12 protein-coding genes are annotated in these 12,200 nt (G+C 43.7%); 8 read left to right on the top strand and 4 right to left on the bottom strand.

Annotated elements, in window-relative coordinates; all coding sequences use genetic code 11:
- Positions 1–40 precede the first annotated feature (40 nt).
- Positions 41–712, top strand: coding sequence for a DedA family protein (locus SOO65_RS14735; protein WP_321391671.1), 672 nt, complete (start codon positions 41–43; stop codon positions 710–712).
- Here the strand turns inward: SOO65_RS14735 and SOO65_RS14730 are convergent.
- Positions 709–1,203 carry a hypothetical protein gene (locus SOO65_RS14730; RefSeq protein WP_321391667.1) on the bottom strand — a complete coding sequence of 165 codons (495 nt, stop codon included), beginning with the start codon at positions 1,201–1,203 and terminating at the stop codon, positions 709–711. The genes SOO65_RS14735 and SOO65_RS14730 overlap by 4 nt on opposite strands.
- A 26-nt stretch (positions 1,204–1,229) precedes the next feature.
- Here SOO65_RS14730 and SOO65_RS14725 point away from each other — a divergent pair, with 26 nt between their 5' ends.
- A complete protein-coding gene (locus SOO65_RS14725) occupies positions 1,230–1,892 on the top strand; it encodes an alpha-ketoglutarate-dependent dioxygenase AlkB (RefSeq protein WP_321391664.1) in 663 nt (220 codons plus the stop codon).
- Here the strand turns inward: SOO65_RS14725 and SOO65_RS14720 are convergent.
- Positions 1,865–2,815: a polyprenyl synthetase family protein gene (locus SOO65_RS14720; protein ID WP_321391661.1), complete on the bottom strand. Its 951-nt coding sequence runs from the start codon at positions 2,813–2,815 to the stop codon at positions 1,865–1,867. The two genes, SOO65_RS14725 and SOO65_RS14720, sit on opposite strands and share 28 nt — an antisense overlap.
- Before the next feature lie 79 nt (positions 2,816–2,894).
- Here SOO65_RS14720 and SOO65_RS14715 point away from each other — a divergent pair, with 79 nt between their 5' ends.
- Both SOO65_RS14715 and SOO65_RS14710 read left to right on the top strand, forming a co-directional pair.
- Positions 2,895–3,413: a glutathione peroxidase gene (locus SOO65_RS14715; protein WP_321391658.1), complete on the top strand. Its 519-nt coding sequence runs from the start codon at positions 2,895–2,897 to the stop codon at positions 3,411–3,413.
- A 5-nt stretch (positions 3,414–3,418) separates the two neighbouring features.
- A complete protein-coding gene (locus SOO65_RS14710; RefSeq protein ID WP_321391646.1) occupies positions 3,419–4,774 on the top strand; it encodes a phytoene desaturase family protein in 1,356 nt (451 codons plus the stop codon).
- Here SOO65_RS14710 and SOO65_RS14705 read toward each other — a convergent pair.
- Positions 4,766–5,653, bottom strand: coding sequence for a mechanosensitive ion channel family protein (locus tag SOO65_RS14705; protein ID WP_321391643.1), 888 nt, complete (start codon positions 5,651–5,653; stop codon positions 4,766–4,768). The two genes, SOO65_RS14710 and SOO65_RS14705, sit on opposite strands and share 9 nt — an antisense overlap.
- 89 nt (positions 5,654–5,742) lie before the next feature.
- Here SOO65_RS14705 and SOO65_RS14700 point away from each other — a divergent pair, with 89 nt between their 5' ends.
- Positions 5,743–6,423, top strand: coding sequence for an energy transducer TonB family protein (locus SOO65_RS14700; protein WP_321391640.1), 681 nt, complete (start codon positions 5,743–5,745; stop codon positions 6,421–6,423).
- Here SOO65_RS14700 and SOO65_RS14695 read toward each other — a convergent pair.
- A complete protein-coding gene (locus SOO65_RS14695) occupies positions 6,420–6,689 on the bottom strand; it encodes a hypothetical protein (RefSeq protein ID WP_321391637.1) in 270 nt (89 codons plus the stop codon). The two genes, SOO65_RS14700 and SOO65_RS14695, sit on opposite strands and share 4 nt — an antisense overlap.
- 148 nt (positions 6,690–6,837) lie before the next feature.
- Here SOO65_RS14695 and SOO65_RS14690 point away from each other — a divergent pair, with 148 nt between their 5' ends.
- Genes SOO65_RS14690 through SOO65_RS14680 form a run of 3 tightly spaced genes read left to right on the top strand, consistent with a single transcriptional unit; the run spans position 6,838 to position 12,137 of the window.
- The gene (locus SOO65_RS14690) at positions 6,838–8,367 is read left to right on the top strand and encodes a TolC family protein (protein WP_321391634.1); all 1,530 of its coding nucleotides are present in this window, start codon (positions 6,838–6,840) and stop codon (positions 8,365–8,367) included.
- A gap of 3 nt (positions 8,368–8,370) precedes the next feature.
- The gene (locus SOO65_RS14685) at positions 8,371–11,523 is read left to right on the top strand and encodes an efflux RND transporter permease subunit (RefSeq protein ID WP_321391631.1); all 3,153 of its coding nucleotides are present in this window, start codon (positions 8,371–8,373) and stop codon (positions 11,521–11,523) included.
- Positions 11,523–12,137 carry a TetR/AcrR family transcriptional regulator gene (locus SOO65_RS14680; protein WP_321391628.1) on the top strand — a complete coding sequence of 205 codons (615 nt, stop codon included), beginning with the start codon at positions 11,523–11,525 and terminating at the stop codon, positions 12,135–12,137. The genes SOO65_RS14685 and SOO65_RS14680 overlap by 1 nt, the downstream gene beginning before the upstream one ends.
- Positions 12,138–12,200 lie beyond the last annotated feature (63 nt).

Genomic DNA, 12,200 nt, shown 5'->3' with positions numbered 1-12,200 from the left:
TCGCTTTCCTTAGTCAGGGAGAGCCTTTAAAATTTTGTCCATGTTAGATTTCTTAAGCCCCGAAAATCTTCAAGCGTTCTTTTCACAGTACGCTTATCAGCCTGGTTTCGTGTACGGATTTATCGTCTGTTTCATGCTGGCCAGTTCCATTGGCTTTCCAGTTCCTGAGGAATTAGTTTTGATCAGTGCTGGCCTTGTTGGCTATATGTCACATCATCCGGAGAAGTTTCCGCCTCCTTATCCGGGAGCAGAGAGTGTGAATGTTGTTACTCTGTGCTTGGTCAGTTTTTTTGCCGTGATGGGGAGCGACTCCTTAGTCTACTTCATAGGTAAGTTCTTCGGTGGACGGATCATCAAAACCAAGTTCTTTCAAAAGTCAGTGGCCGGTGAAGGCTTCAATAAGATCAATGTCTTCTTCCAGAAGTACGGCGGTCTTGCTTGTGGTGTCTTCCGTTTCACTCCAGGTCTGCGTTTCCCTGGTCACTTAAGCTGTGGTCTTCTAGGGATTCCGGTTTGGAAATTTCTGTTAATTGATTCACTCGTGGCAGCAGTCTCAGTTCCGACTCAGGTATGGGTCGTGGCCACGTACGGTGAAGTCATTTTAAACAAACTGGCCGAATTCAAAATGTACGTGCTGATAATTTGCGTCGTGCTGTTTGTGGTTTGGCTGGCCCGCAAGATCTATCTCAAAAACGTTCGTAAAAACGCTTAAAGAAAAATAGAACAGGCCTCTTCCAGTTTCAGGGCAAGTTCCTTTCGGAACTGAGCGAGATCCTGATACTTAAAAGTCACCGTTTTCTTTAGCTGCTTAGACTTATCTTCGAAGTCAGGAAATCCCCAATTAATACTTGATACGAAAATGATCTCGCCGTGATCTACCGTAAGTTCTTCAACGTCGGCCAGGAGTTCATATTGAACGCGCGGACCTTGCGCCTTAGGAACTGACTTCGCGAGTTCGATAATCCCTTTCTTGGCAGCAGGATTTTCAATTTTAAGGGCGTCCACCATAGAGCCTTCAGAAGTGCGGGCACCCCAAAGATGTGGAGCGAGAGGAACGGTTTTAAGATTTTTATCGGTGGTGGTTTCCAGATAACGGTAATAAAAATTGTCCATGGTTTCGAACAGGTATTCGAAGAGTTTTGATTCATCACCATAGCTCTGTCTTACTTTTTCCTGCCACTCCTGGATCTGTTTGTCAGTCATATGGATTCCCCGTTAAAATTCATCTTATGAAAGTATATTCGCCTAGGCGGGACTTCGTCATTGTAGAAGATTACTTCTCTGATACCCAAGCCGCAGAGTGGTTGGCCCTGATTGAAGCATTAGGTTCTGATGCACTTCGGGGTTTTCATCATCCCTTTGTCCGTCCTAATCGCTTCCATAAAGCCCCCAAGTATCCGGTGAAGAAGTTCATGTGCTTGGGTCTGTATTGGAATCCGGAAGATTATCGTTATCTCGATCGGCTTCCTTATAATCAGGAGCGACCATTTCCCATACCCGAAGAGATGAAGAATCTCGCCCAGGAAATCCTCTCGCAGTTTTTTCCATGGCACGATTTCGTGCCTCAAAGTGTGCTGGTGAATTTTTATACCAAGGACTCTTCGATGGGGCTTCACGTGGACAAAGACGAAGAGGACAAGGTCTCTCCCGTGATTGGACTTAACTTCGGATCAACCTGTCGCTTTTTCTATGAAGACGAGAAGGGAGTCATGCTGGACATCCGCATTCCGGGAAATTCCATTTATATCTTCGGTGGCTCGGCAAGGCTCATGCGCCACGGGCTTGGTTCTATTTACACCAATACGTTATCTCCAGGCTCGGAAGAGTTCCTGCAGAATAAAGAGCGAGTGAATTTAACGATTCGTCAGGTGTTCTCGAAAGCGAGAGCGTAGTTGGATTGAATCTTGTTGATCATCATCTCAAACACAGGGATGAAGTCTTCTTGATTCTTGTCCTGGCAAAGCTTTGAGAAGATCGTGAAGATCTTGTCTTTCTCAGCATTGATCGCGTCGTGAACGCCGTGGATCGCCGCTTGATACTGGGCATCTGTCCAAGGAAGATTGCCCGTAGGATTCTTTTTGAAAGCGTATAAAGCGTCCGATAGCTCAGGATAAAGCTCCTTAAGCTTCAACGTTACGTAGTTAAATTGACCGTTAATGATGTCCTGGTAAGCAGGACGACCTGATTGGTTGAGACCATCAACGATATCATCGGCCATCTGGAAAATGAGACCGATACGTTCGCCAAGAAACGCCATTGTAGGAACATCATGGTGTCCTGCAAGTTTCGCTGGAGTTGTACAACAGTAGCGAATTAGGCTTCCGGTCTTCTTGATACAGATTTGTTCAAGGTCTGCGAACTCAACGCGCTCTTTTGATTTAAGCGCGTATTGAAGCCATTCACCATCGGCGAGGTCTTGAATACAAACTGTTAGATCAATCAGAAGGTCGTTGTTATTCTCACGAGCAAGTTCTCCCATGATAGTGGCCAGAACATAATCACCAGCAAGAATAGCAGTCGTATTGTTTTTAATTGAATTCAGAGTTGGGTGATTACGGCGCTTATCAGAAGCATCGATCACATCGTCGTGAATAAGGCTAGCTAAGTGAGTAAGTTCAACTGAGCGAGCATAAGTTGTAAGCTTCTTGGTCGGTAGACCAAAAACTGTCCCCATAAGAAACATTAAACCTGGACGAAATTTCTTTCCTCCGGCCTCAACCAATTTATTCAGTTCAACCGTGATGTCGCTTGAAGTGCGTCCAGTCATGGCCAACTGAAGGTCGTCGAGATTTTGTTTAAGTTCTTGGAGTTTCATAGAGCTCGGATTCTAAGTGAACTTAAGGCGTTAGGCAAGAAAAGAGGTTATACTAGACATGAATTAACGAGGAGGAATTATGCGTTTTCTGGCGTTTCTGCTGTTTCTTACGAATGTGGCCTTCGCTCAGGATTTTTATGCCATCAAGGATAAATCCATCAAGGGTGACGAGTTCAAAATGGAGAGTTTAAAAGGAAAGACAGTCCTGGTTGTAAACATTGCATCACAATGTGGTTACACCCCACAACTGGAAGGCCTTGAATCTCTGTACAAAAAGTACCAGGCCAAGAACTTTGTACTTCTGGGAGTTCCCACCAATGATTTCGGCGGCCAAACACCGGAAGACGACAAAGGGATGCTGGAGTTTTGTCAGAAGAACTACAACGTGACTTTCCCGGTGCTTACGAAAAAGACCATTCTTGGAAAAGAAAAGCGTGAACTTTATAAATTCCTGACCTCGGGACAATATAAAGGGGAAGTGAGCTGGAACTTTGAAAAGTTCCTGGTGAATAAAGAAGGTAAAGTAGTGGGCCGCTTTGGTTCATCGACAAAACCGGATGATTCGAAACTTACGAAGGCGATTGAAAGCTCACTGTAAGTGTTATGAAAACATTAGTCGTTGGCGCGGGAGGAGGAGGAATTGCTTCTGCTCTTCTCGCGGGACTTCGAGGAGAAGAAACAACCTTGGTTGAGGCCCATGCTTCAATTGGAGGATGTGCTTCTTATTTCAAACGAGGCCCATTTGTTTTTGATGTTGGTGCCACCACCGTTAGTGGAATTGGTGAAGATGAACCTCTAGGGCGGCTCTTTTCACTCTTGGGATCAAAACCTGATCTGGTTCCCGCTGATCCCGGCATTGTTTTTCATCTTTCAAGCGGAAAAACGCTTTCTTATTATCGAGATTTTGAAAAGTGGATGAGGGAGCTTGAGAAGAACTTTCCCGAGTTAAATCACCGTCCCTTTTGGAGCTTGGTTCAGAAAGTAAATCGTGACGGGTGGAGACTTTTAAGGAACGTTCACACGTTTCCCCCTCAAAACCTGAATGAGTTTTTTAGCATCCTAAATTATCCCGCATCGATAAAACTTCTTCCGAATCTTTTTCTCTCAACCGAATTAATGCTGAAGCACTTCGGGCTTTTTGAAAAAGAGTACCTGGAACTCATTAATGGCATTCTGATTATTTCTGCCCAAAGTGAGTCGCATAAAACTCCTTTTATGGTTGGTGCCATGGCCCTGGCCTATCCCTCTGAGACCTATGTTCCAGTTGGAGGAATGAAAGGGCTCATGGATTATTTTGAAAGAGAGCTTGAACGTTTGAAGATCACGGTGAAAAAGAAAACCAAAGTCACAGAATTACCAAAAGAAGAGCGCGTAATTTTAAATCTTCCTGTCTGGAACCTCGCCGAACTCTCAAATGAATTTACCCGTGAAGCGGAAACTCATCCTGGACACTGGGGATCGTTTGTTCTTTATTTTGGAGTGAAAAGTGAAATCTCTTCGCCTTATCATCAAATTCATTTGAATCACCCGGACGTGAAAAACTACTTTGTTTCATTCTCACTTCCCGGAGACAACTTACGGGCACACGTTGGTTACCAGACAGTAGTGATCTCGACCCATGAGATAGCGAAGAGTTGGTATGTCTTATCTGAAGAAGAATATCTCGCTCGAAAAAAGCATCTTGAAGCGATCATCATGGATGATTTTAAATCCCGCTTTAAAGTAGATGAAATAAAATTTCTTATGAGCGGAACACCTAAAACCTTCGAGAGCTTTACCGGAAGAAAATTTGGATTCGTGGGTGGAGTGCCTTTCCTTCACGGAAAGAATCCTTTTTCGCTCTTAAGTCCTGTCACAAATTTAAAAGAAGTTTACCGGGTAGGGGACACGATTTTTCCAGGGCAGGGTCTTTGTGGAGTTGTGGCCGGTGCCCTTCAACTCCACGATCGATTACGATAGGACTTTTACTTCAAGCGCGCGATTGAGTTTTAAGTTCATGTCACGCTGAGGGAATGCCATTTCAATCTGGTTCTTTTTGAACTGATCATCAATCTTAAAGCGGATTTCACTTCTCACCAGGGCCATATTCACTTCACGAGTGTCACACCAGAAAAGAAGCTGAAAACCAAGTGAACTGTCACCAAAGTTTTCAAAGATCACCATGGGAAGCGGATCTTGCTTAACTCCTTCGGTGTTAAGGAGAATATTCATGCAAAGATTTTCCACCATCTTCACATCCGTCCCGTAGGCCACACCGAAATTAATCAGAGTACGAACAACTGTGTCTGAGTAGGACCAGTTCAAAACGCTTTTTTCGAGGAAAAAGCTATTCGGAACAACAAAGATTTTTCCATCTGCATTTCTCACTTGAGTACTACGAATTCGAATCGCCTGAACTGAACCAGCGATATTATCGAGCTCCACAATATCACCGACCTTAATTGGTTTCTCAACCAAGAGGATGATACCCGAGATAAAATTGTTAACGATGTTTTGAGATCCAAAACCGACCCCGATAGCAAGAGCACCACCAACCACTGTAAAGATGGTCAGAGGAATTCCAGCAATCGTAAGGGACATGGTCACGAAGATTGCCAAAGACAGGTAAAACGAAAACGTACGGTATGTGTTCTTAGAACTAGCGTCGTGTACGAAAGGCTCAATCAGACGGTTGTTGATAATTTTTGTAACAAGTCTCGATAAACGAGCAGCAAAAAGAAGAAGGACCAGGGCAACGAGCACGTTCCCAAAACTTAGTTTTACCCCAGCAATCGTAATCAATTTATGGTTCCAGATCAGGGCAATCGGATCGATTAATTCAGAAAGGCTTTGCAGCATGATTTGTCCAGAATTTCGCATGGTTGTTAACGCCAGTAAATTTGTCACGGGCCGTGGACTAAGTCCAGTGTTTGGTATATAAAACCCCTATGACAAAAAGCTTTTTGACTCATTTCAGCACGATGACGATTTTCCACGGATTAATCCTCTTGGCAGGACTTGCAGTGGTTAAAACTCAAATTCCAAGTGAGCAAGTCGCAAAACTAGGGAATGGTGGAACTGGAAACGGCATCATGAGAATGAAAGTTGCTCATGATATTTTCATGAGACCAGCTCTTCCTGTGACTAAGTCAGAATCAAAATTCACTCGTCCGGCCCCAAAAAAAGTTGCTGCATCTCCTGCTGTTGCCAAACCCGTGGAGCAAACACCAGTCAACTCGAATGAACCTACTGGTGGTAATGATCCAAGAGGCACTGGACTGTCTAAGGCCGGTGTGGCCAATGGGTCTGAGTTCGGTACAAGTGCAACTGGTAAGACAGATATTCTTTCAAAATATAAAGCTGAACTTCGAGCGCGCATTGAGCAGAATAAGGCCTATCCGGCCATGAGTAAACGTCTGGGTCAAACGGGAACTGTGGTGATTGCATTCACCCTCCTGGAAGACGGCAGAATTACTGATGCAAAAATTGAAACTCCATCTCGCTATGAGCGTTTAAATGATTCAGCTCTTGAAGCAGTCAAAAAAGTGGTGAAGTTTAAGCCAATTCCTAAGGAAGCAGGCGAGAATAAGATGGATTTTAAAGTGCCTGTGAAGTTTGTTACGATCTAACAGTTACTCTGACTAAATTCAATTTCATCTTCCTGAACGGCCTCTTCTTTGAATGTGACATTAGTTCTTACTAATTGGTCATCTTTCTCGATGAAGTTAAAGAATTTATTTTTGTGAGTTTTTTTAGCAAGACTTGTACAGTCCTCGATATTTTGAAGATCAAACTTCGTTTCATATTTCTGGCAGGATTGGGTAATACCCGTGAGTTTGCATTCACCTGCATGGGCCACATTTAATAGTAGTGAAAAGACGATTAAGTATTTCATGTTAGGGATTGTAGCCAGAGTTTAGTTGTAAAAGCGGTCATTTGAAGTGTTTACAAAGGTCGACTAAAAGTTTGTCAGAAAAAGTTCGCGATTTTTCATTTCCATAACCATTAAGAACTGTTAGTTTTTTTTAATCACTGTTTTAAACATGTGTTTAGTTTTAGATATGATTGGTGGTTTTATGGGTAACTATTTGAAATTATTGTTTTGTTTCAGTTCTTTTTTGATTTCTGCCTCTGGCTATAGTGCGATTCTTCTCTCGGAGGATTTAATTCAAGAAGTGGCCCGCAAAGGAGCTCCACAACTTGATCAAATTGAGGCCGCTTTTCAAGCATCCTCAATCAGAAAGGGTGAGGAGAAGGAAAAGTATGCTCCTGAACTTTTTGGGCAGGGCCTGTACTCAGAGACCCGAGAGCGAGCTCTAATTGAATTCTCTCCTATTTTCAGTCCCGTCAAGCAGGTACAGTTTGGAGTAAGACAAAATCTTGCCTATGGCTTTGATAGCAAACTTTCTGTTGTTACGGATCAGCGCTCTTCTTCAAGTTCACCGGTCATCGGACATATTAAAGATGCCACAACGACCACTTTGGCGTTCACAATGCAGATGGATCTTTGGCGAAATCTTCTAGGTCGTATGACTAAAAATAAAGTTGAGTCGTTGGAGCTTGAAAATAAAAAAGCCGCCATTGAAAAAGACATTCAAACTAAGACCTTCAGACTTTCTCTTCGTCGTATTTATTGGTCGCTTGTTGCCAACCAGGAATCGCTGATGAAATCAGAGGCGCTTCTAAAGTCCGCCCAAACTCAGGCAAGAGAGACGGAACTTCAATTTAAAAGTTCAGTGGCCGAGGCGGATGAAGTTGCTCGAACAAAAGCTCAAGTGGCGTCACGTGAGGGAACGATCACGTTCTTAAAATACCAGCGTGAGACTTTTTTTACTCAATTAAAAAATCTTCTTCCTGAATTTTCTGAACAGGACCTGACACTGGCCGAATATGATTTGGATAAAACGGTGGATGAGGTCCTTGCCTGCACGGGTGTTATCGGAAGAGAGAAGGGCACTCCTTATCAGTTCACTCAATATGATGAAGCAGTTGCAATGCTTAAAGAAGTGCGTGTTCGTCAGGCCGAGTATAACTCAAGATATGCTGATCCTGATGTGAAGCTGTTTGGGACAGTTAAGTCTACCGGGGTCAGCCTGGATGAAGTGGGAACGCAAAAGTATCGTGGCTCTTATCAAGGGTCGATCGATGATATGCAGAATAACAACCGCACTGGATATGAAGTGGGCGTTCTTTTTACCATGCCACTTGGAAGTGTTAAATCCGACACTCAAAGGGCAAAAGAAATTTATGATGATAAGCGCCTTCTGGCGAGTATCGCGGCCACAGATGCTCAAGTCGTAAATACGCATCAGGAATTTATGCGTTCGATTGCTTTCTTGAATGATGTCGTTCGTTCTCAGAGAATGACTTCTCAGGAATTGGAAAAACGTCTGAAAGGGATGAGAAGAAAGTACGAACAGGCCCGTGTTTCTGTCAGTGATATGGTTCAGGATCAGGACGCATTCTTAAATGCGGAGATTGCGACCATTAATACACAACTACAAATTTTAAATACTATTTTTGATTACCTGGTGGTTTTTCCGGACACACCTTGTGGGTTTAACAGGATCTAATATATGAAGAATCTCGCCAAATTTTTTATCGAAAACCCAAAACTGACCGTGGTCTTTTCGCTCTTCCTGCTTCTTTTCGGATGGCAGGGGCTATCGACCATGAATGCGGAATCTTATCCATCGGTGGATTTTGCAACGGCCATTATTGAGACTGAATATTTCGGTGCCACACCGGAAGATATTGAAGTTAAGATCACTAAACCAATTGAGGATGAACTCAGAGGTATTTCTGGCCTAAAAGACGTGCGTTCAACCTCGCAGGCCGGCCGAAGTAAAATTGTGGTTCGTGTGGACATGGACAATCCTAAAGTCGTTGTAAAAGACGTGATGGGTGACATTCAGCGGGCCATTGATCGCACAAAAGATCTTCCGACTGATCTTCAAGACAAACCAAAATTCACCGAAATCAAATCTGAAGAGTTCGCTGCCATGGAAATTGCGGTGATCGGCCCAAATTTAAATCGTCAGCGTGATATCATTGCCGATGCACTGAAAGAGGACATTGAGGACGATAAAAACGTAAAGTCGGTGAACCTTGATGGCTACCGTGAACGTGAATTTGAAATCAATCTTTCTCGTCAGAAGCTTGACCAGTATCACATTGGTGTGGATGAGGTCCTTCGTAAGATTGGTGCTCGAAACTCAAACATTCCAGGAGGAGAGTTAGAAACAAGCTCAACTCAGAGAATGGTGAAAGTCGATGCCAAAATTAAGACCGCTCAGGAACTTGGGATGACTCCCATCCGTTCAACCTTTTCTGGTGGAGTTCTTTATCTGAAAGATGTTGCAACAGTTAAGGACGGGGAGGAGGAACCGCGAGTTTTGACCCGTTACATGGGTGAACCTGCGACACTTCTGACTGTTCTAAAAAAAGGCGGCTCGGATACTTTGAAGCTGGTTGGCGGAGTGAATCCCACAATCAAACGTTATGAAGAAACTTATAAAGATAAAGCGCGTTTTGTCATTTACTTCAATGAAGGACAAAACGTAGAGGCCAAGCTTAGCACGCTTTCTGGTAACGCCATTTCCGGATTGATTGTGGTTATTTCTGTCCTGATGTTCTTTATGCATGGCCGTCTTGGAATTATGGTGGCCATTTCACTTCCAGTGATCCTTCTCGCTACTTTGGGTTTAATGCCTTACTTTGATATGACTTTGAACTCCATTACCATCTTGGCGCTTATTATTGCGATGGGGATGTTAGTGGACAACAGTATTGTAATTGCGGAAGAGTATATTCGACGTCGACAGTTGGGATCATCATCTTTGGATGCGGCCGTTGAAACAATCGAAACCATGTGGATCCCTATTTCTGCCACGGCTTTCACAACCATTGCTGCGTTTTTACCTATGCTTGTTACGACCGGAATTATGGGACGTTTTATTGCTCCCATTCCTATTGTTGTGACCGCTGCGCTTTTATTTTGTCTATTTGAATGTTTCCTGCTTCTCCCTATGCGCTTGCATGTTTCTTCGCGAAATCTGGATGTGAAAGGTGTAGAGGACAAGAAATCCGGCTGGTTCGACAAAGTGTCGGCCATCTTTTCCAGATTTATGGCATGGACCATTGATCACCGCTACATTACCGCTGCAGGCGTGTTTGGGATTATTGTCTTCTCATTTGTGATGATTGGCGTGTTCAATAAATTCATGTTGTTCCCACCTGATCAAACTGAGATCTATCTGGCGAGAGTGGAAATGCCGGAAGACACCAAGGTAGAAAGAACCTATGAAGTGACTCAGGAGCTGGAAGAAAAAATCAAGGCCGCTCTGGGGAAAGAGTATCTTAAGCACTCTGTTTCACTTGCAGGAACTTCATTACCTGATGCTACAGATGTTCGAGGACAAAACGGTGATAACGTAGGGCTTGTAAAAATGTACGCCACCGATTTTGCAAAATTCAATGTGCCTCATACTGAGTTCCTTGCAAAACTTCGTAAGATTAAAATCGAAGGAGCAACCAATCTGACTTTCGAAGAGCAGATCAACGGACCTCCTGTAGGTGCACCTGTTACGGTCATCTTCCGATCAAACAATGGTAAAAGTCTTGATGAATTGATTGGGAAAATTCTCGCTGACCTTAAAAACACTAAAGGTGTGTTCGATGCGAAAGTTGACGAAGTCTATGGTCCACCTGAAGTGAGTGTGGTGCTTGATTTCGAAAAACTCGATCGTTTGGGATTAACGGCAGCTGCAGTAGGAAACACTGTACGTACGGCCCTCTCAGGAACATTTGTCTCAGACGTTACTCTTAATAACAAAGAGGCAGAGCTAAAAGTTAAGTTCGGGGACGTATCAAAGTCCAGCGTGGCCGATTTAGGCAATGTTAAAATTATGGATGCCCGCGGAAATCTGGTGCCACTTTCATTGTTGGCAAAACTAGAAACTTCTCGTGGAACTCCACAAGTTAAACGTTACGATTTTAAACGTGCTAAAACTGTGACCGCAAATATCGAACCGGAAGTGATTACTTCTGTTCTTGCCAATGCAGTCGTTTCTGATTCCTTCGCACGCTACACTCAGGCCCACCCTGATGTGACGATGGTCTTTGGAGGTGAGCAGGAGAGTACCAATGAATCTATGGCCTCATTAGGGAACGCCATGATCCTCGCGTTGGTGGGAATTTACGCCATCATGGTTTATATCTTCAGATCTTATCTTGCTCCAGGTCTTATCATGACCACCATTCCACTTGGACTTTTAGGTGTCTCTGTTGCCTTCTGGGCCCATGGCCGACCTGTAAGCTTCCTCGCTATGATTGGTGTTATTGGTCTAGCTGGAATTATTGTTAACAACGGTATCATTCTGATCGACTTCATCAACCAAATGCGAAGTGAAGGAAAAATGCCGCTTAGAGAAATTTTAATCCAAGCACCGACCATCAGATTAAAACCTGTTATGGCGACATCATTAACAACTATGGGTGGATTATTCCCGACGGCATATGGAATCGGTGGTGCGGATGCGATGTTAGTTCCTATGACACTAGCAATGGCGTGGGGTCTAACTACGGGAACGATTCTTACTCTTGTCTGGATACCTGCAGGTTATGCTATCATTGAAGACCTAATGAAACTTGTAGCGAGACTCCCATTAATCGGCAGATTTACTGGGAGCAACGCTAATCAACCAGGACTGCAGGGAGCTGCTGAGTAATGACAGATCAAAATATTGATACCAAAAAGAAGATCATGGAAATTGCGCGAGTTCTATTCGCGCATCAGGGATTTGAAGGAACTTCGGTCCGTGATATTGCCCGTTCAGCCGAAGTGAATGTGGCCTCAGTGAACTATCACTTCTCCAGCAAAGAGAAGCTTTTCCTTGAAATCCTTAATGCTGGATACATTGAGTGTGCTCAGGAAGTTAAACGTCTCTATGAAGTGAGCCATGGAAATTTGGAGTCGACCCTTGTTGAACTTTTCAAATACTACATGGCCAATAGTCCTGATCTTCTTTCGCATTTCAAAATGATGATGTCATCTCAGCACTCGCATAATCTCGTTTCGCAGGGAACGGATGATGGCTATTTCGGTCCTCCAGGCGGAAGTATCATCACCGAGGCCATTAAAAAAGAAGTAGGCGAGAAGTCTGAAGAGGAAATTGTCTGGGCGATGCGCACACTTTTTAGCCATGTTTCTCATCTGGCCTTGATTCATGCATGTGTATTGAAAAACAATACTCAGATTGCCTTCTCAAGCGACGAAGATCATGAAAAGAGCATACGCAGGGTGGTTCGACTCGTTCTATCTGACCTTAAGAATTCTCCATAAAGGCCATAAGTTCTAGATATCAATCAAATTTAGCAGCCATTACTTTTTTACTTGGTCCCTAGG

It is taken from the genome of Peredibacter starrii (assembly GCF_034259205.1).
GTDB lineage: Bacteria > Bdellovibrionota > Bacteriovoracia > Bacteriovoracales > Bacteriovoracaceae > Peredibacter > Peredibacter starrii.
This window is presented reverse-complemented; position numbering and strand designations above follow the sequence as displayed.

Coding starts and splice junctions, on each gene's coding strand:
- SOO65_RS14725 (WP_321391664.1), top strand. CDS start 1,230: ATGAAAGTATATTCGCCTAGGCGGGACTTCGTCATTGTAGAAGATTAC.
- SOO65_RS14735 (WP_321391671.1), top strand. CDS start 41: ATGTTAGATTTCTTAAGCCCCGAAAATCTTCAAGCGTTCTTTTCACAG.
- SOO65_RS14680 (WP_321391628.1), top strand. CDS start 11,523: ATGACAGATCAAAATATTGATACCAAAAAGAAGATCATGGAAATTGCG.
- SOO65_RS14685 (WP_321391631.1), top strand. CDS start 8,371: ATGAAGAATCTCGCCAAATTTTTTATCGAAAACCCAAAACTGACCGTG.
- SOO65_RS14700 (WP_321391640.1), top strand. CDS start 5,743: ATGACAAAAAGCTTTTTGACTCATTTCAGCACGATGACGATTTTCCAC.
- SOO65_RS14720 (WP_321391661.1), bottom strand. CDS start 2,815: ATGAAACTCCAAGAACTTAAACAAAATCTCGACGACCTTCAGTTGGCC.
- SOO65_RS14715 (WP_321391658.1), top strand. CDS start 2,895: ATGCGTTTTCTGGCGTTTCTGCTGTTTCTTACGAATGTGGCCTTCGCT.
- SOO65_RS14705 (WP_321391643.1), bottom strand. CDS start 5,653: ATGCTGCAAAGCCTTTCTGAATTAATCGATCCGATTGCCCTGATCTGG.
- SOO65_RS14710 (WP_321391646.1), top strand. CDS start 3,419: ATGAAAACATTAGTCGTTGGCGCGGGAGGAGGAGGAATTGCTTCTGCT.
- SOO65_RS14695 (WP_321391637.1), bottom strand. CDS start 6,689: ATGAAATACTTAATCGTCTTTTCACTACTATTAAATGTGGCCCATGCA.
- SOO65_RS14690 (WP_321391634.1), top strand. CDS start 6,838: ATGTGTTTAGTTTTAGATATGATTGGTGGTTTTATGGGTAACTATTTG.
- SOO65_RS14730 (WP_321391667.1), bottom strand. CDS start 1,203: ATGACTGACAAACAGATCCAGGAGTGGCAGGAAAAAGTAAGACAGAGC.